This window comes from Frondihabitans sp. 4ASC-45, assembly GCF_049472575.1.
In the GTDB taxonomy this organism is placed as follows: domain Bacteria; phylum Actinomycetota; class Actinomycetes; order Actinomycetales; family Microbacteriaceae; genus Frondihabitans.
This window is the reverse complement of record NZ_JBCEBN010000003.1, coordinates 65,578-83,289: the sequence shown is the minus strand read 5'-3', so window position 1 is coordinate 83,289 and position 17,712 is coordinate 65,578. Positions and strand designations below refer to the sequence as shown.

At 67.8% G+C, this 17,712-nt stretch carries 13 protein-coding genes and 1 tRNA gene; 7 read left to right on the top strand and 7 right to left on the bottom strand.

The window, feature by feature from the left end:
- Window positions 1-36 precede the first annotated feature (36 nt).
- The 3 genes from treZ to glgX are packed head-to-tail and all read right to left on the bottom strand — an operon-like array spanning window position 37 to window position 6,231.
- Window positions 37-1,782 (bottom strand): malto-oligosyltrehalose trehalohydrolase, encoded by a 1,746-nt coding sequence (treZ, locus tag VH571_RS06575; RefSeq protein WP_423263830.1) that lies wholly within the window; start codon window positions 1,780-1,782, stop codon window positions 37-39.
- 1 nt (window position 1,783) lies between these two features.
- Complete coding sequence (treY, locus tag VH571_RS06570; protein ID WP_423263829.1) at window positions 1,784-4,117, bottom strand: malto-oligosyltrehalose synthase; 2,334 nt, start codon at window positions 4,115-4,117, stop codon at window positions 1,784-1,786.
- Window positions 4,114-6,231, bottom strand: coding sequence for a glycogen debranching protein GlgX (gene glgX, locus VH571_RS06565; protein WP_423263828.1), 2,118 nt, complete (start codon window positions 6,229-6,231; stop codon window positions 4,114-4,116). Before glgX ends, treY begins: the two co-directional genes overlap by 4 nt.
- A gap of 197 nt (window positions 6,232-6,428) precedes the next feature.
- Between glgX and VH571_RS06560 the strand changes: the two genes are divergently transcribed.
- Genes VH571_RS06560 through VH571_RS06545 form a run of 4 tightly spaced genes read left to right on the top strand, consistent with a single transcriptional unit; the run spans window position 6,429 to window position 9,921 of the window.
- Window positions 6,429-7,061 (top strand): ECF transporter S component, encoded by a 633-nt coding sequence (locus VH571_RS06560; RefSeq protein WP_123942691.1) that lies wholly within the window; start codon window positions 6,429-6,431, stop codon window positions 7,059-7,061.
- Window position 7,062: 1 nt separating this feature from the next.
- Window positions 7,063-8,574: an ABC transporter ATP-binding protein gene (locus VH571_RS06555; RefSeq protein ID WP_423263827.1), complete on the top strand. Its 1,512-nt coding sequence runs from the start codon at window positions 7,063-7,065 to the stop codon at window positions 8,572-8,574.
- The gene (locus VH571_RS06550) at window positions 8,571-9,365 is read left to right on the top strand and encodes an energy-coupling factor transporter transmembrane component T family protein (RefSeq protein ID WP_423263826.1); all 795 of its coding nucleotides are present in this window, start codon (window positions 8,571-8,573) and stop codon (window positions 9,363-9,365) included. The genes VH571_RS06555 and VH571_RS06550 overlap by 4 nt, the downstream gene beginning before the upstream one ends.
- Window positions 9,366-9,384: 19 nt before the next feature.
- Complete coding sequence (locus VH571_RS06545) at window positions 9,385-9,921, top strand: ATP-binding protein (RefSeq protein WP_423263825.1); 537 nt, start codon at window positions 9,385-9,387, stop codon at window positions 9,919-9,921.
- Window positions 9,922-9,925: 4 nt separating this feature from the next.
- Here the strand turns inward: VH571_RS06545 and VH571_RS06540 are convergent, their stop codons facing one another.
- From VH571_RS06540 to orn, 4 genes are all read right to left on the bottom strand, one after another.
- A complete protein-coding gene (locus VH571_RS06540; protein WP_123942689.1) occupies window positions 9,926-10,276 on the bottom strand; it encodes a metallopeptidase family protein in 351 nt (116 codons plus the stop codon).
- Window positions 10,277-10,288: 12 nt separating this feature from the next.
- Window positions 10,289-12,442, bottom strand: a complete 2,154-nt coding sequence (locus VH571_RS06535) for an acyltransferase family protein (RefSeq protein WP_423263824.1) — start codon at window positions 12,440-12,442, stop codon at window positions 10,289-10,291.
- A gap of 307 nt (window positions 12,443-12,749) precedes the next feature.
- Window positions 12,750-12,822, bottom strand: a tRNA-His gene (locus VH571_RS06530).
- 58 nt (window positions 12,823-12,880) lie between these two features.
- Complete coding sequence (gene orn / locus VH571_RS06525) at window positions 12,881-13,501, bottom strand: oligoribonuclease (protein ID WP_423263823.1); 621 nt, start codon at window positions 13,499-13,501, stop codon at window positions 12,881-12,883.
- Between the two features lie 74 nt (window positions 13,502-13,575).
- On the opposite strand from orn, the gene VH571_RS06520 reads away from it, so the two are divergent.
- The 3 genes from VH571_RS06520 to VH571_RS06510 all read left to right on the top strand — a co-directional run bounded on the left by VH571_RS06520 (window position 13,576) and on the right by VH571_RS06510 (window position 17,532).
- Entirely contained in the window at window positions 13,576-13,857 is a 282-nt protein-coding gene (locus VH571_RS06520; protein WP_055962843.1) for a hypothetical protein, read from the top strand.
- Between the two features lie 133 nt (window positions 13,858-13,990).
- Window positions 13,991-15,277, top strand: coding sequence for a glycosyltransferase (locus tag VH571_RS06515; protein WP_423263822.1), 1,287 nt, complete (start codon window positions 13,991-13,993; stop codon window positions 15,275-15,277).
- On the top strand, window positions 15,274-17,532 hold the full coding sequence (locus VH571_RS06510; protein WP_423263821.1) for a glycosyltransferase family 39 protein: 2,259 nt from the start codon (window positions 15,274-15,276) through the stop codon (window positions 17,530-17,532). Before VH571_RS06515 ends, VH571_RS06510 begins: the two co-directional genes overlap by 4 nt.
- Window positions 17,533-17,712 lie beyond the last annotated feature (180 nt).

The following is a 17,712-nucleotide window of genomic DNA, read 5'->3' as shown; positions in this document are numbered from 1 at the left end:
ATTGATATTTCTCCTACAAGAGCAGTGCCAACTGTTTTATCGCACCACGGCAACCGAATGCCCGGGCAGGCGAAGCGCTCGGCCGGAGACGATCGACGGGTCACTCGCAAAGAGCACGGCGCTCGATTCGACCGGGAGTTCTCTTGGATCCTCGCCGAAGTTGACGGCGATGCGCAGCGAGCCGCGTTTCAGCACGAGCCACCGCTCGTCTTCGGAGTAGTCGACCGCCACGCCGGCAAGCGCAGGGTCGACGAGCTCGGGTTCGGCGCGACGAAGGGCTGTCAGCCGCTTGTACGCGTCGAACACGGTCGCGTGACGACCTGTGGCGAGCTCGTTCCAGTCGAGCTTCGAGTCGGTGAAGGTCGAAGGGGCTTGAGGATCCGGCACGACGCTCGGGTCCCATCCCATCTTGGCGAATTCGGCGATGCGCCCCTTCGCGGTGGCCTCACCCAGGTCGGGCTCGGGGTGCGACGTGAAGAACTGCCACGGCGTCGACGCGGCCCACTCCTCGCCCATGAAGAGCATCGGCGTATACGGCGACAGGAGAGTGAGCGCCGCCGCGATGACGAGCTGCCCTTCGTCGAGGGTCGCAGCGAGCCGGTCGCCGATGGCGCGGTTGCCGATCTGGTCGTGGTTCTGGTTCGCGACCACGAGACGCCAGGCGGGCATGCGCTCGGTGTCGATGGGACGGCCGTGATACGTCTCGCGGAACGACGACCAGGTGCCATCGTGGAAGAAACCGCGAGTCAGCACTTTCTCGAGGGCGGCGAGACGCTCGAAGTCGGCGTAGTAGCCGGTGGTCTCGCCGGTCAGGGCGACGTGCACCGAGTGGTGGAAGTCGTCGGACCACTGCGCGTCGATTCCGAACGCGGCACCGGATCGACCGGCCGCCTCGCGCGGGGTGACGAGCGAGGCGTCGTTCTTGTCGCTCTCGGCGATGAGCCACTTGCTGCGACCCGAGACGGCTTCGAGGTGATCGGTGCGGATCGCGAGCTCTTCGAGCAGGTGCACCGGCGAGTCGTCGACGAGCGCGTGAACGGCATCGAGACGCAGGCCGTCGACGTGGAAGGTGTCGAGCCAGAGCATTGTGTTGTCGGAGATGTAGCTGCGCACCTCGTCGGAGCCGGCGTCGTCGAGGTTGACTCCGGTGCCCCAGGTGGAGGCGTGCTTGTCGGTCAGGTAGGGGCCGAACTGCGGCAGGTAGTTTCCCGATGGGCCCAGGTGGTTGTAGACGACGTCTTGGACGACGCTGAGGCCCCGCGCGTGAGCCGCGTCGACGAAGCGCTGATAGGCCGCCGGGCCGCCGTAGTTCTCGGTGACCGCGAACCAGTCGACGCCGTCGTAGCCCCAGTTATGCGTGCCGTTGAAAGCGTTGACCGGCAGCACCTCGACCAGGTCGACACCCAGGTCGACCAGGTGATCGAGCCTGTCGATGGCCGAGTCGAGCGTTCCGTCGGGGGTGAAGGTGCCGATATGCAGCTCGTAGATCACCGATCCGGCGAGCGGGCGGCCCTTCCAGTCGGAGTCGGTCCAGGCGAACGTCGTCGCGTCGAACGTCTCGCTCAACCCGTGGACGCCGTCGGGCTGGCTGAGCGACCGAGGGTCGGGCACGGGCGTCTCGGCGTCGTCGAGCAGGAATCCGTAGCGATGACCCGGGCTGCGGTCGAGGTCGGCGGGCGCGCGCCACCAGCCGTCGTCGCCTCGGGCCAGCTCGTGCACGGTGCCGTCGAGCTGGAGTCGGACACGGGAGGGCTCGGGGGCCCAGACGTCGTAGAGAGCCACGTCAGCCTTTCTGAGGGGCGGGAATCAGCAGGGCGACGGGGTAGGTCGCCAGGAGGTCGGACAGGGCGATGCGAGAGCCGGTGAAGCGTCGCCCGGTGAGCGCGTCGATACGGTCGCCCGCGGGCAGGTGGAGTTCGGTGCCCCGCCAGCCGCCGGATTCGCGAAGACCGACCGGAAGGCGCGTCGCAACGACGACGGCGCCACCGCGGTCGATCGCGACGGCATTCGAGGCCGCCTCGCCGAAGACGGGTAGGGGCACGTAGCGCTCGAACAGTTCGGGCCGGTCACGTCGGAGGGTCAGAGCCCGGTGCGTCAGCAGCAGCTTGGCAGCGCCGGTTTCGTCGACGGGAGGGGTCTCGCCGGCCGAGATGGCCGCCAGGAGGCGGCGGCGCTCGTCGAAGTCGACCTCGCGACGGTTGTCGGGGTCGACGAGCGAGTAATCCCACAGCTCGCCGCCCTGATAGACGTCGGGTGCTCCGGGGCCAGTGAGCTGCAAGGCCGCGAGGGCGAGCGAGTTCGACCATCCGGCGCTTCGGACGACCTCGACGATGCGCTCCAGCTCACTCGCGACCCGGTCGTCGTCGAAGCAAGCGTCGACCAGCGCGTGCATCCGCTTCTCGAACTCCTCGTCGGGAGCCGTCCAGTGCGTCGACAGGTCGGCTTCGCGTGACGCCTTCTCGGCGTAGTCGTGGAGGCGCTCACGGGAAGCGGGCCAGACGCCGACGATGCTCTGCCAAAGGAGGTTCTCGAACGGTCCGTCGCCGACGGGGGCGAGTTGGCGCAGTCGCTCGAGCGCCGCGGCCCACTCGTCGGCCACCTCGGCGAGCACGGTGATGCGGGCGCGCACGTCGGCTGACCGCTTCGTGTCGTGCGTCGACAGGGTCGTCATCGCGTGGGGGAACGTCGCGAGGCGGCGCTGCTGCCGAGCGTGGAACTCGTCGGCCGTGAACGAGAACACGTTCGGCTCGCCACCGACCTCGTTGAGCGATACGAGTCGGCTGTAGCGGTAGAACGCCGTGTCTTCGACGCCCTTCGCCATCACCATTCCGCTGGTCTGCTGGAACCGCACCGCCGCCGGGTCGGTCGGGTCGCCGAGCCTCTGCACGACCGTGGCGATCACGTCGGTCAGGTCGGGGCGAGCGGCCCCGGCGGCTGCCGCGGCGCGGGCGAGTTGCTCGCCGCCCTGCGGCAGGTAGCTGCGGTAGACGGGAAAGGCGGCGGCGAGTTCGGCGAGTGCGTCGACGACCCGAGGATCCGTCGGAGCGCCGCTCTCGCCGAGCAGCCTGGCGAGCCGCCGGATCTCGCTGCCGAGGATGCCGTCCGCGATGCCGCGCTTGGTGCCGAGGATCATCTCCTCCCAGGAGAACTCGCCCGCGGGCTCCGAGCGGAGGGCGGAGTCGAGCGCGCCGAGTGCGTCACGTCCGTCGGGGTCGACGAGCACTCGCTCGTACTCACCGAGAGCGTCGTAGCCTGTCGTGCCGGCGGTCGCCCAGTCGCTCGGCATCTCTTCGTCGCCCTCGAGGATCTTCTCCACGAGCACGTGCTTGCCGCCCGTCAGCTCGGCGAGGCGGTCTAGATAGCCAGACGGATCGGCGAGGCCGTCCGGGTGGTCGACACGGAGCCCGTCGGCCAGCCCCTCGCGGAACCAGCGACCGATCTCGGCGTGCGACTCATCGAAGACCCAGCCCTCTTCGACCCGGATGCCGGCGAGGGTGTTCACGGCGAAGAAGCGCCGGTAGTTCAGCTCGGAGTCGGCGCGCTTCCAGTGCACCAGCTCGTAGTTCTGGCGGCTGTGCACGTCAACGGCCGCGTCGCCGGCGGCAGCGGTGCCGGGGGCGATCGGGTACCGGTTGTCGTAGTAGTGGAGCTCGTCGCCGACGACCTCGAGAGCGTCGAAACGGTCGTCGCCCGCGTCGCCGAGCACCGGGATCCTGATCTTGTTGTCGCCTGCCGTCCAGTCGACGTCGAACGCCGTGGCGTAGCGCGACTCCTGACCGTGCTTCAGGAGGTCCCACCACCACGAGTTCGACGCCGGAGTGGCGACGCCCATATGGTTCGGCACGATGTCGATCACGACGCCGAGGCCCAGGCCGTGCGCGCTGTCGGAGAGCTTCTGCAGGCCGACGCTGCCACCCCGAGCCGGGTCGACCCGGGAGTGGTCGACGACGTCGTAGCCGTGGTCGCTGCCCGGCTCCGCCTCGAGCACGGGCGAGAGGTAGACCCAGTCGGCGCCCAAGTCGTTCAGATACTTGGTCACGGCGGCGGCTTTGTCGAGGTCGAACGCCTCGCGGATCTGCAGACGGTAGGTGGAGAAAGGGTGGGGCGCGCGGGTCATTCGGCGTCTTCCGTGCTGGCGCGGAGGACGACGATCGAGCGGCCCGGCACGGGCAGCACGTCACCGGCCTTGATCGCGTGGGTGGGTTCGGGGGAGTCGGTCGTGTCGAGCACGACCTCCCAGCACTCCGCGTATTCGTCGGAGGGCAGGGTGAAGCTGACGGCCTCGTCGTGGGCGTTGAAGTACACGACGAAGTTGACGTCGGTGACCCGACCGCCTCGCTTGTCGCGACCGTGGATGCCGTTGCCGTTGAGGAACATGCCGATCGAGCGCCCGAAACCGGAATCCCATTCGTCGGCGGTCATCGACTCGCCTTCCGGCGTCAGCCAGACGATGTCGGGCAGAGGGTCGCCCTCGCCACGCCGCACATTGCGTCCGTCGAAGTAGCTCTGGCGGCGGAAGGTCGGGTGCTTGCGTCGGAGCTCGATCACCCGTGTCGTGAACTCGACGAGCTCGGCGTCGGCGTTCTCCCAGTCGACCCAGGCGATCTCGCTGTCTTGCGCGTAGGTGTTGTTGTTGCCGTTCTGCGTGCGACCCAGCTCGTCGCCGTGGAGCAGCATCGGCACGCCTTGGCTCAGCATCAGGGTCGCCAAGAAGTTCTTGACCCGCTGGCGCCGCAGGGCGGTGATCGCCTCGTCGGTCGTGGGGCCTTCGACCCCGGAGTTCCAGGAGCGGTTGTGGCTCTCGCCGTCGTTGCCGTTCTCGCCGTTGGCCTCGTTGCGCTTCTCGTTGTACGACACCAGGTCGCGCATGGTGAAGCCGTCGTGGGCCGTGACGAAGTTGATCGACGCGATGGGCCGTCGTCCGTCGCGCTGGTAGAGGTCGGCCGATCCGGTGATCCGCGAGGCGAACTCGCCGAGGGTCGCCGGCTCACCGCGCCAGAAGTCGCGCACGGTGTCGCGGTACTTGCCGTTCCACTCCGTCCACTGGGGCGGGAAGTTGCCGACCTGGTAACCGCCCGGCCCGACGTCCCACGGCTCGGCGATGAGCTTGACCTGGCTGACGATGGGATCCTGCTGCACGAGCTCGAAGAAGGTCGACAGGCGATCGACCTCGTAGAACTCGCGGGCGAGGGCAGCCGCGAGGTCGAAGCGGAAGCCGTCGACGTGCATCTCGGTCACCCAGTAGCGCAGGGAGTCCATGATCAGCTGCAGCGAGTGCGGGTGACGCACGTTGAGCGAGTTGCCGGTGCCGGTGTAGTCCATGTAGAACTGCTGGTCGTCTTCGACGAGGCGGTAGTAGCTGGCGTTGTCGATGCCCTTGAACGACAGGGTCGGCCCGAGATGGTTGCCCTCTGCCGTGTGGTTGTAGACCACGTCGATGATGACCTCGATGCCCGCTTCGTGCAGCACGCGGACCATCGTCTTGAACTCCTGCACCTGCTGGCCGTGGTCGGTCACCGAGGCGTACTGCTGGTGCGGTGCGAAGAAGCCGATGGTGTTGTAGCCCCAGTAGTTGCGAAGGCCCTTCTCGAGCAGGGTGTTGTCTTGCACGAACTGGTGCACCGGCATGAGCTCGATGGCGGTGACCCCGAGCCCCTTGAGGTGCTCGATGATCGCCGGGTGGGCGACTCCCGCGTAGGTGCCGCGCTCCGACTCGGGAATGTCGGGGTGCGTCTCGGTCAGGCCCTTGACGTGGGCTTCGTAGATGACCGTCTCGTCGTAGGTGTACTTCGGCGGACGGTCGCCCTGCCAGTCGAAGAACGGGTTGATGACGACGCTCATCATCATGTGCGCCGCGCTGTCTTTGTCGTTGCGGGAATCGGGCGCGCCGAAGTTGTAGGCGAACAGCGCCTCGTCCCAGTCGATCTCGCCGCTCGTCGCCTTCGCGTACGGGTCGAGGAGGAGCTTGTTCGCGTTGGCGCGCTGCCCCTTGGACGGGTCGTAGGGGCCGTGCACTCGGTAGCCGTAGCGCTGCCCCGGCTGCACGCTCGGCAGATAGGCGTGCCAGACGTAGGCGTCGACCTCGACGAGGTCGACCCTCGTCTCGACTCCGGAGTCGTCGAACAGGCAGAGCTGTACAAGCTCGGCCGCCTCCGAGTAGATGGCGAAGTTGGTGCCGCTGCCGTCGTAATTGGCACCGAGGGGATAGGGGTTGCCGGGCCAGGTGATCATCGAACCTCCGTCAGGACTCGGCTAAGCCTACGGGCGATCGGCTGATCGCGTCCGGGCCCTCCCCGGCACGGGGACGCGGCAGGCGTTATGCTCGACCCACAACACACGGGAGTCCGGTGAGCCGGGTTGAGAGGAAGCGATCCACGCTTCGACCGTCGAACCTGATCCGGATCATGCCGGCGCAGGGAGGAGAACGCATGTCTGTTTCTGCGAGCACTCGCACCACCTCGAGCAGCACCCCGGCCTCGCCGCCCCGTCGGTGGCGGGTCGTCGACATCGTCGTCGCCAGCGTCTTGGGAGTCGCCGCCGGCGTCATCTTCTGGGCTTGGGGTCTCGCCTGGACCCCGCTCAGCGGTCTGCTGACCTTCTCGCCGGGCCTCGAGGGTCTCTTGGCCGGCGGCTGGCTCTTCGCCGGTGTGCTCGGCGGCCTCGTGATCCGCAAGCCGGGGGCCGCGCTCTACACCGAGATCGTCGCGGCCGTCGTGTCGATGCTCGTGGGCACGCAGTGGGGCTTCTCGACGCTCATCTGGGGCATCCTCGAGGGTCTCGGCGCCGAACTCCTCTTCGCCGTGCTCCTCTACCGGTCGTGGCGGCTGGGCGCGGCGCTCCTCGCCGGCATGGGGGCCGGCCTCGCGGCGGGGCTCCTCGACACCAACTTCTCGAGCGTCGCGGCCTACGCACCCGAGTTCAAGGTCATCTACCTCGTCTCGTCCGTCGTCTCCGGCGCCGTGCTGGCCGGGCTCCTCTCCTGGCTCGCCGTCCGCGGCCTCGCCGCCTCCGGCGCACTCAGCCGGTTCGCGAGCGGCCGCTCGGCCACGAAGCGGGTCTGACGTGATCCGCGCGCCCGGGCCGGGTGCGCGGGTCGACGCACGAGGGTGGTCGTGGCGGCACGCCTCGAGGATCCAGCCCGCCGTCGATTCCCTCGACCTCGTCATCGAACCCGGCGAGCGGGTCCTCCTCCTCGGGTCCTCCGGCGCGGGCAAGTCGACGCTCCTCGCGGGGCTCGCCGGAGTCCTCGGGGGTGACGAGGAGGGCGACTCGGCCGGCGAGCTCCTCATCGACGGTCGCCCCGCGGCGACGCAGCGCGGGCGGGCGGGGCTCGTCCTCCAGGATCCCGACTCCCAGGTGGTGCTCGCGCGCGTCGGCGACGACGTCGCCTTCGGCCCGGAGAATCTCGGCGTGCCGCGCGACGAGATCTGGTCGCGAGTGCACGAGGCCCTCGAATCCGTCGGACTCGACGTGCCCCTCGACCGCTCCACGTCGGCTCTCTCGGGCGGCCAGAAGCAACGACTCGCGCTCGCCGGAGCCCTGGCCATGCGGCCCGGGCTGCTGCTGCTCGACGAGCCCACGGCCAACCTCGATCCCGAGGGGGTGCGTGAAGTGCGCGACGCGGTCGCCCGGGTCACCGCCGAGAGCGGGGCGACGCTCGTGGTCGTCGAGCACCGCGTGTCGGTCTGGCTCCCCGTGGTCGATCGCGTGGTCGTGCTGGCAGCCGGCGGCGGCGTTCTCGCCGACGGCACCCCGGACGCCGTCCTCGGCGCCCACGCCGCGACGCTGACGGAGGCGGGCGTCTGGGTGCCCGGGCGACCGCCCGTCCTCCCTCCGCGCTCGACGTCGCAGCCGACGCCGACGCCCCTCCTCGACGTGTCCGACCTCGCTGTCGGACGCCAGCGCGGCCTCACCGTCGCCACCGGCATCCACGCCTCCGTGGTTGCCGGACGCGCCCTCGCCATCACGGGCCCGAACGGCGTGGGCAAATCGACGCTGGCGCTCACGGTCGCGGGGCTTCTGCCTCCGGCCGGGGGCAGTCTCGAGGCCGCGGGCCCGCTCGCCGCAGGGGCGGCACGAGAGCCGATCCGCTGGAAGTCACGGGAGCTGCTGACCCGGATCGGAACCGTCTTCCAGGATCCTGAGCACCAACTGCTCGCGTCGAGCGTGCGGGCCGAACTGGCGGTCGGACCAAGGGCTCTGCGCCTCGCTCCCACCGAGGTCGATGCGCGCGTCGACGACCTGCTCGAGCGCCTCAGGCTCGCCCATCTCGCTGAGGCGAACCCGTTCACGCTCTCGGGCGGCGAGAAGCGCCGACTCTCGGTCGCCACGGTGCTCGCCTCACGGCCTCGGGTGCTCGTGCTCGACGAGCCGACCTTCGGGCAGGACGCCCGCACCTGGCGCGAGCTCGTCGTGCTCGCGGCCGAACTGCTCGACTCCGGCAGCGCCATCGTGGCGGTCACGCACGACGCCGAGTTCGTGGATGTGCTCGCCGACGAAGTGCTGACCCTCGCGCCGTGCGGCTCCCGCGCCGTGCCTCGCATCTCGGCCTCTCGGGCGGCGGTGTCGGCATGACGATCCTCTCCACCATCGAGACGACCCGGGCGATCGGCCGCGTCAATCCGGTCGCCAAGCTGCTGGCCGCCGTGATCGTCAGCATCACACTGCTGCTCTCCATCGACTGGGTCTCAGCGGGTACGGCGCTCGCGCTCGAGGCCGTTCTGCTCCTCTTCGCGGGGCTCAGCCCGCGGCAGCTGGTGAAGCGCACGCTGCCGCTCTGGATCGCGGCGCCGCTCGCCGTCATCGCGACCTCGCTCTACGGCGTCGACTCCGGTGCGACCCTGTGGCGGCTCGGCTTCATCACCGTCACCGAGGGGTCGGTCGCATTGGCATTCGCGATCGGGCTCAGGATCCTCGCGGTCGGCATCCCCGGCATCGTGCTCTTCGCCACCACCGACCCCACCGACCTCGCCGACGGCCTCGCTCAGGTTCTGCGCCTTCCCGCCCGCTTCGTGCTGGGCGGTCTCGCGGGCCTGCGGCTGGTGGGCCTCTTCGTCGACGATTGGCGGCAGCTCGGGCTCGCCCGGCGTGCCCGGGGCGTCGCCGACGAGGGTGGCATCGTCGGGGCGGTCCGTCGCGGCACGGGTATGGCCTTCGCCCTCCTGGTGCTCTCGGTGCGCCGGGGGAGCAAACTCGCCACGGCGATGGAAGCGAAGGGATTCGGCACCGACGCACCCCGCACGTGGGCGCGTGAGTCGACGTTCGGGCGTGCCGAGTGGATCCTCGTCGTCCTGGCCGTCGTCATCGCCACCGTCGCGGTCGTCGCGGCGTGCCTCGCGGGAACCTGGTCGATCGTCTTTGCCTGATCAAATACCGCCACTGTCGTTGTCTTCGTCGACTTCTCTCGCCCTGCTCGCCTCGCGTGCGGAGGCTGGGAGCGCGCGTCCGGTCGTGCTCATCGACGGGAGATCAGGATCCGGCAAGACGACACTCGGCCGAGCCCTGGCGCCACTCCTCGACGCTCAGCTCGTGGAGCTCGACGACGTGTATCCCGGTTGGCACGGCCTCGCTCGCGCCTCCGAGGCCGTCGTCCGCGACATGCTCCGCGCCGCTGATACCGGCCACCGCCGCTGGGACTGGGACGCCAATGAGCCTTCCACCTGGCGCTCCCTCGACCCGCGACGGCCGCTGGTGATCGAGGGTGCCGGTGCCCTCACCCGAGCCTCGGCTCCTCTGGCTACGCTGCGCGTGTGGGTCGAGCTCGACGATGACTCTCGGCGGTCGCGTGTGCGTGAACGGTCGGTAGTGGACGCCGCGGACTACGCCGACAGTGCGTGGTGGGATGTCTGGGCCGAGCAGGAGGAAGCGCACCGTGTGGCGAACGACCCGCGCCGGCTCGCCGACGTCGTCGTGGAGGGCTGAACGACTACGCCCAGCCGAGCTCGTGCAGTTTGTCGTCGTCGAAACCGTAGTAGTGACCGATCTCGTGGACGAGCGTCACGTGGATCTCGTCGCGGAGGTCGTCTTCGGTGTCGCACGCCGCGAGGTGGGGCTCCCGATACAGGATGATGCGGTCGGGTAGCTCGCCGAAGCCGTACTGGCCCCGCTCGGTGAGGCTCACGCCGTCGTAGAGCCCGAGGAGGTCGAGGGAGCCGTCTTCGGGGCGATCTTCGGTGACGAAGGCGACGTTCTCCAGACCCTCGAACATGTCGTCGGGAAGGAGGTCGAGCTCGTCGATCACGAGCTTCTCAAACGCGTTCGCATCCACCTCGAGCATGCGGTCAGCCTCTCACGCCGGACTGAGAACCCCCGCCTCCTTCAGAAGTTCGTACATGGCCGGTGCGATCGCGGTGGCGTAGCGGACCGTGAGGTGATTGAGATCGGATTTGACGACGTCGCGGCCAACGAAGGCAGGGCATAGGCCCGAGACACAGAAAAGGGGCCGCGTGTCGACGAAGGTGCCCTGCACCGACTTCGCCAGACTCTTCTCGGTCTCGGCCCGGGCCGTCCAGGTGCTGCTGACGCGTGAGATGCAGGAGGACGGAACGCTGCGGGGAGTGAAGCACGTCTCGAGAACGGCCCCCGGCGGTGGCGGAGGCAGGAAGACGACCTGTGCCCCGGTAGCGGCCATGCGATCGGTGACGCCCTTCATGCCGGTCTTCCATTGGGCCGCCGAGACGGATGCCTTCGTGGTGGCATCGGTGAGCGGAGCGTAGGTGTCAGTGACGACTACGACATCGGGCTTGAGCGTTTCGAGCGTCGTCAGCGTCTCTTCACGATGCCGAGAGCACTCGGTTTTGTCTGTGCTGCTCTCGTGAAGCGGGAGATCGGCGAGTGGACAGCCGAACTGGCCAAGGCTCGTGACCGAGATATCGTCATGCGCCTCCGTCATGGCGATGAACGTCTTGGCGTAGGCAAGGGCGACGGAGTCGCCCACTACCGCCAGGGATTTTTTCGCAGAGGGGGACCCCCAACTGCAGCTACCGATATCGATGCGACCGGGTTGGCCGCAGGTCGCCACCTCGGAGGCCGCGTCTGGGCCGTTGATCTCCGCGTCGATGGAGGGGTCGAGGTCTGGCCAGGTGCTGGCCCCGAGCGCTGCCTCGATCTGCTTCGCGAGTTTTTGCTGCACGGGGCCGCCCTGGTCGGTAGCGGTGCTGGATTCTCCAGCCGCTCCGGCCACGGGGAGAGGACGCGTGACCGCGGGTGACGTCGAGGGGAGGAGGGTCGCGGCGCAGAGGACGACAGTGATGCCCGAAAGGACGGCGAGGCCGCCAGTACGGTAAGTCGCTCCATGCGCTTTCCGCCATTCTCGCCAGAGAGCCGCGCGATTCTGGACCGATTCGCCCGTAAGGAGCGGCGCTGACAGGGCAGGTCGCTCGAGGAGGTAGTAGGTCGCAACCGAGAGGCCGCCCGTGAGTGCGATCGCCGCGGCATACAGAGCCGGAGAGCCGGCCTCGAGCGAGACCCCCACGAACACGATCACGGGCAGGTGCCACAGGTAGAGCGAGTACGAGATGTCACCGAGGAATCCCGTGACCGGATTGGACAGAGGCACGAGCCGGGGCGCCGTGCGGGCAGCCCCGCCGAGGATGACGAGCCCGGACGAGGCAACGGCTGCGAGCGCCCAAGGGCCGGGAACAGCGAACGACGCATCGATGAAGACGAACGACGCCACGATGCCCCCGAGGCCGAACCACGAGGCGAGGGCGCTCACCGCGCGGGGAATGCGCTCCCAAAGCGGCAGGGCGAGTGCGAGGACGGCACCGAACCCGAGCTCCCACGCTCGGGCTGGAGTCGAGAAATACGCTGCGATCGGCTCGGCGCTGGTCGACGCGACCGCGTAGAAGAAGGACGCCCCGACCAGGGCGATCGCCACAGCGACGAGGGCACCGCGCTGGAGCGAGAACCGGGCCGTGGAGAGGGCGAAGAAGCCGGCGATGAGGAGAAGCGGCCAGACCACGTAGAACTGCTCCTCGACGGACAACGACCAGAGGTGCTGCAACGGGGAAGTGGCGTTCTGGCTCGTGAAGTAGTCGGTGCCAGAGGCGGCGAAATGCCAGTTGGCAAGAAACGCGGCGGACCACTTCGCGTCGGTCAGAACCGAGTCGGCTCGTGCGGAGTTGAACAGTGCGAACGCGGCCACACACGTCGACATTGTGACGAGCAGGGCCAGCGGGACGATGCGTTTGACCCGGCGTCGGTAGAAGTCAGCGAGAGAGATGCGCCCGGTCTGCTGACGCTCGCGTACGAGCAGCCCCGTGATGAGAAAGCCGGAAATGACGAAGAAGACGTCGACTCCGAGAAAGCCACCCGAGGGGGCTCCTGTCAGGTGGTTGGCGATGACACCGATGACGGCCAGGGCACGAAGGCCCTGAATATCGGAGCGTCTGCCATTTGTGGTGGCAAGAGTGGTTGTCGGTTTGCGGCCTGATCTGGGCACATCTACCCCCGGGTCGGATTGATGCCACCAGAATATCAGAGATATATAAGATGTTCGAGCCCAAAAAAGTCCTGAAGCCTTGCGAACCGAGCCGAAGGACACGAGCATTTCTGGTCCGCTTTCGATGCGCTTGTGCATCGAAGCCAATGGGCACGACGAAGAAATCGGGCCCTGCTCTCGTGAGAGAGGGCAGRRCCCGACCATTTCTGTGCCGCTTTAGATGCGCTTGCGCATCTAAAGCAATGGGCACGACGAAGAAATCGGGCCCTGCTCTCGTGAGAGAGGGCAGGGCCCGACCATTTCTGAGGGTGAGTAACGGGGCTTGAACCCGCGGCCTCCTAGACCACAACCAGGCGCTCTACCAGCTGAGCTATACCCACCATGCGACTTCGCCCGCCTAGCTGGCGAGAGCTTGACGAACGAAGCAACCCGACAAGTCTATCCCAAACGCGGGGCCCATTTGTCCACTACCGACTTCGAGATGGATTGCACGTCGTCGGTGGTCGGGCCGGGCTCGGCGGTGAAGCCGGCGAGTCGGTAGTACTCGAGCTCGCGGATCGATTCGAGGATGTCGGCGAGGGCGCGGTGGCCGCCGTTTTTCGCAGGGGCATTGAAGTAGACGCGCGGGAACCAGCGGCGCGAGAGCTCTTTGATCGACGACACGTCGACGGAGCGGTAGTGGAGGTGCGAGTCGACACGCGGCATGTATTTAGCGAGGAACGTGCGGTCGGTTCCGATGGTGTTGCCGGCGATCGGGGCACTGCCCTTGTCAGGTGCGTATTCGAGGATGTAGTTGAGCACCTCGTATTCGGCTTCGGCGAGGCTCACGCCGTTCGGGATCTCATCGATGAGACCGGACGAGGTGTGCATCTTCGTGACGAACTCGCCCATATTGTCGAGTGCGGCCTGGTCGGGCTTGATGACGATGTCGAACCCGGGGTGAAGGGGAGTGAGGTCGAAGTCGGTGACGACGACGGCCACTTCGACCAATTCGTCGACGCCGAGGTCGAGCCCGGTCATTTCGCAGTCGATCCACACGAGTCTGTCGCTTGAAGGCATGTCGCGAGTCTAGCGAGGGGCTCGCGGGGGTCGACGCTGAACATTCCGGGGGCCCCGCCTGGTAGACAGTTCCCATGACAGACGAAAAGCTCCAGGTCGAAGAAGGCTCCGAATACGTCGTGTTCTTCGAGGGCGGGCCGAGCGATGGCCGCACCGACAAGCGCGTGTCGACGAATGGCTCCTACGACGACGAGATCACCGATTACGTGCTCATCGACGGAACCGAGACCGGTTTCGTCTACACGGCGACGAAGGCACACCTGGTGGGCGAGCAGCTCCAGGTCCACTACGCCCTCGACGCAAAAGACAGCGACCCGGTGGTCGACCCTGAAGATCGCCGCGAGAGCACCAACTAAAAACACAGAGCCAGAACGCAGGATCCGAGGAGCGCCTCCTCGGATCCTGCGTTTTTTGCTCTCCGCTCGTTTTCATAGGGATCTCATCGGGTGCATCAGTCGCCCTCATTGAGACGGATCGCATTCTCGATCCATGCCCGAAATCACGAAGACCCTCGACCTCGACATCGTCGTGCCCGTGTACAACGAGCAGGCGACCCTCGTAGCCAGCATCACCGCTCTGCACGCGTACCTCTCGCGCTCCCTGACGGAAACGTGGCGGATCACGATCGCCGACAACGCGTCGACCGACACCACGCCGGCGCTGGCCGACACGCTCGCGAACGAACTCGACGGCGTGATCGCCGTCCACCTCGCTCAGAAGGGCCGGGGCCGCGCCCTCAAGAAGGTGTGGTCGGAGTCGACGGCGAGCGTGCTCGTGTACGTCGACGAAGACCTGTCGACCGACCTGTCGGCGCTCAAGCCGCTCGTCGCGCCCCTCCTCTCCGGGCACTCCGACCTGGCGATCGGCACGCGCCTCGATCCCTCCTCGCGCATCACCCGGGCCGGCAAGCGCGACTTCATCTCGCGCACCTACAACCTGCTGCTGCGCCGGACCATGGGCGTGTCGTTCAGCGATGCGCAGTGCGGCTTCAAGGCCATCCGAAGCGACGTGGCGGCTCACCTGCTGCCCCTCGTCGAAGACACGGGCTGGTTCTTCGACACCGAGCTGCTGATCCTCGCCGAACGGTCGGGCCTCCGCATCCACGAGGTGCCGGTCGACTGGGTCGACGACCCACAGTCGTCCGTCGACATCGTGGCGACCGCCTCCGCTGATCTCCGAGGAATGGTCCGCGTCGCTACGGGGATCGCCCGGGGCCGCATTCCGGTGGGCGCCATCTACGACCAGATCGGCCGTCATCCCTATGCCCAACCGGCGCCGTCGTTCTTCGGGCAGGTGATCCGATTCGGTCTCGTCGGCGTGCTCTCGACAGCCGCCTACGCCGTCATCTACCTGCTCTTTCAGCAGTTCGTGCCGGCCCAGCTGGCCAACTTCCTCGCGCTGCTGATCACGACCATCGGCAACACGGCCGCCAACCGACGATTCACCTTCGGGGTGCGGGGGAGCGGCCAGGTCAAGCATCAGGCCCAGGGCCTCATCGTGTTCGGGATCGCCTGGGTCATCACCTCCGGCTCGCTCGTCGGCCTGCACCGGGTGTCGCCCGATGCAGGAGCCCACGTCGAACTCGTCGTCCTCACGGCAGCCAACCTCATCGCCACGGTCGTCCGGTTCGTGCTGCTCCGCGTTTGGGTCTTTCGCCGCGAGGCGAAACCCGCCCCGACGCTCGAGCCGCGACGGGCGTTCGAGGTCGCAGACCAGCCGAGCGCGCACGCTCATCACCACACCGCCGAGACTCTGACGAAGGCGAGCCAGTCATGACCACCGTTTCTCTTCCGCCCGCGTCGGCCACGTCGGATCCTTCGTCCGCTGCCGCATCGCCGCCGTCCCGGCTCCGACGGGCCGGGCGCTGGCTGGCTCTCGGCCCGGCGACCTCGCCGCGCTGGGAGCGACCGTCGCTCTGGGGGCTCATAATCGCCTCGGCGGTGCTTTACATCACCAATCTCTCGATTTCGGGCTACGCGAACTCGTTCTATTCGGCGGCCGTCCAGGCCGGGGCATCGAACTGGGAGGCGTTCTTCTTTGGATCCTCCGACGCCGCCAACTCGATCACGGTCGACAAACCGCCCGCGTCGCTCTGGATCATGGAGCTGTCGGTGCGCCTGTTCGGCCTCTCGTCGTGGAGCATCCTGCTGCCCGAGGCGCTCATGGGCGTGGCCACGGTCTTCCTGGTCTACGTGATCGTGCGACGGCACTTCTCGGCGGCGACCGCTCTGATCGCCGGCGGCACCCTCATGCTGACGCCGGTCGCGGTGATGATGTTCCGGTTCAACAACCCCGACGCGATGCTCCTGCTGCTGATGACGCTGGCCGTCTACCTGACGCTGCGCGGCATCGAATCGGGCAGGATCCGATGGGTCATCTGGGCGGGAGTGGTCGTCGGATTCGGGTTCCTCACAAAGCAACTGCAGGCGTTCGTGATCCTCCCCGAGCTCGCGGCCGTGTACTTCCTCTGCGCGCCCCTCCGCTGGAAGACGCGACTGCTGCACCTGCTCGGAGCCCTCGGCGGCGTGATCGTCGGAGCCGGCTGGTGGGTCGCGATCGTCTCGCTCGTTCCCGCCTCGATGCGTCCGTACATCGGCGGGTCGCAGAACAACTCGTTCCTCGAGCTGACGTTCGGCTACAACGGCTTCGGCCGGTTGACGGGCAACGAGACGGGCTCGGTGACGGGCGGAACAGGGGCGGCGGGAGCCGGATCCTGGGGTTCGACCGGCATCACCCGCCTCTTCGGCTCGGAGATCGGCGGCCAAATTACCTGGCTGCTGCCCGCCGCCCTGATCGTGATGGTCGCCGCATTCGTCGTGCTGGGTCGGCGCCACCGGATCGACGTGCGCCGCGCCACCCTGCTGCTCTTCTCGACCTGGCTGGTCGTCACCGGACTCGTCTTCAGCTTCGCCGGCGGCATCTTCCACCCGTACTACACGGTGGCCCTGGCCGCCCCACTCGCCGGGACCGTCGCCATCGGCGGCTCCATCGTCTGGAACGCCGCCCGCACGCGCTGGTGGCCGCGGATCGTCTTGGCAGTCACCATGCTCGTGACGGCGGCCTGGTCGTACGCGCTGCTCGCCCGGGCCACCGACTGGCTGCCGTGGCTGAAGTTCGTGGTCGTCGTTGCGTGCGTGGCCGCTGCGGTGCTCGTGCTGGTGCCTCGTGGGCGTGGTGCTGGTGCCGGTGGCGTTGCCGGTGGCGTTGCTGAGGGTGCTGTCGGTGGTGCAGGTGGCGTCGCTGCCGGTGCTGCTGGCGCTATGGGGCGCTCGGCCGGGCGCGCTCGCGGGCTGGCTGCGGCGACCGTGTCGCTCATGCTGGTCGGCGGTCTGCTCGGGCCTCTCGCCTACTCGATCGAGACGGCCTCGACCGCCCACACCGGGTCGATCCCGTCGGCCGGGCCTGCGGTGGCTTCCGCTCGCGGTGGCTTCGGCGGCGGCGGTGGCGCGCCCGGTGCGGGCGGTGGCGCTCGCGGCACGCAGGGCGGGACCGGGACCGGGGCAGGCACCGGAGCGGGTACCGGAATGGGCACGCCGCCCGGTGGCTTTGGTGGTACGCCCGGCGGGGCTGGCACTGGAACTGGAACTGGCACGGGCGCTGGCACTCGCACGGCGCCGACCGGTGGCGTGGGCGGCATGGCTCGGGGTGGCGGTGGCATGGGCGGCATCTTCGGAGGCTCGACCACGGTCTCGTCGGCCCTCAAGAAGCTGTTGCTCACCGATGCCGACCAGTACACCTGGGTTGCCGCGGCGATCGGCTCCGACACGGCGGCCAGTTATCAGCTCGCGACTCTCAAGTCGGTCATGCCCGTCGGCGGCTTCAACGGAAGCGATCCGTCACCGAGCCTGGCCGAGTTCAAGGCCTACGTCGCGGCGGGCAAGATCCACTATTTCGTGGGCAGCTCGGTCGGCACGTCGAATGGCGGAAGCAACGCATCGTCGAAGATCGCGGCCTGGGTCAAGGCGAACTTCGCTTCGCAGACCGTCGGCGGCGTGACCGTCTACGACCTGACGGGCTCGCTGACCCAGTAATCCGACCTTCGCGAACTGAATCACGCACCGCTTACCGTTTTTTCGGTGGGCGGTGCGTGATTCGGTTAGCGACACCCGTCGAATCACTGACGACACTGCGTCTCGTGGCATTTCGCAGGTCTAGTCGCGATTTACCGCGACTAAACCTGCGAAACGCGACTAGATCTGTCGCACATAGAG

Bases quoted from the DNA above. Each gene is read 5' to 3' on its own strand.
- treY (WP_423263829.1), bottom strand. From the start codon at position 4,117: ATGACCCGCGCGCCCCACCCTTTCTCCACCTACCGTCTGCAGATCCGC.
- glgX (WP_423263828.1), bottom strand. From the start codon at position 6,231: ATGATCACCTGGCCCGGCAACCCCTATCCCCTCGGTGCCAATTACGAC.
- VH571_RS06560 (WP_123942691.1), top strand. From the start codon at position 6,429: ATGTCTGTTTCTGCGAGCACTCGCACCACCTCGAGCAGCACCCCGGCC.
- VH571_RS06550 (WP_423263826.1), top strand. From the start codon at position 8,571: ATGACGATCCTCTCCACCATCGAGACGACCCGGGCGATCGGCCGCGTC.
- VH571_RS06540 (WP_123942689.1), bottom strand. From the start codon at position 10,276: ATGCTCGAGGTGGATGCGAACGCGTTTGAGAAGCTCGTGATCGACGAG.
- orn (WP_423263823.1), bottom strand. From the start codon at position 13,501: ATGCCTTCAAGCGACAGACTCGTGTGGATCGACTGCGAAATGACCGGG.
- VH571_RS06520 (WP_055962843.1), top strand. From the start codon at position 13,576: ATGACAGACGAAAAGCTCCAGGTCGAAGAAGGCTCCGAATACGTCGTG.
- VH571_RS06515 (WP_423263822.1), top strand. From the start codon at position 13,991: ATGCCCGAAATCACGAAGACCCTCGACCTCGACATCGTCGTGCCCGTG.
- VH571_RS06510 (WP_423263821.1), top strand. From the start codon at position 15,274: ATGACCACCGTTTCTCTTCCGCCCGCGTCGGCCACGTCGGATCCTTCG.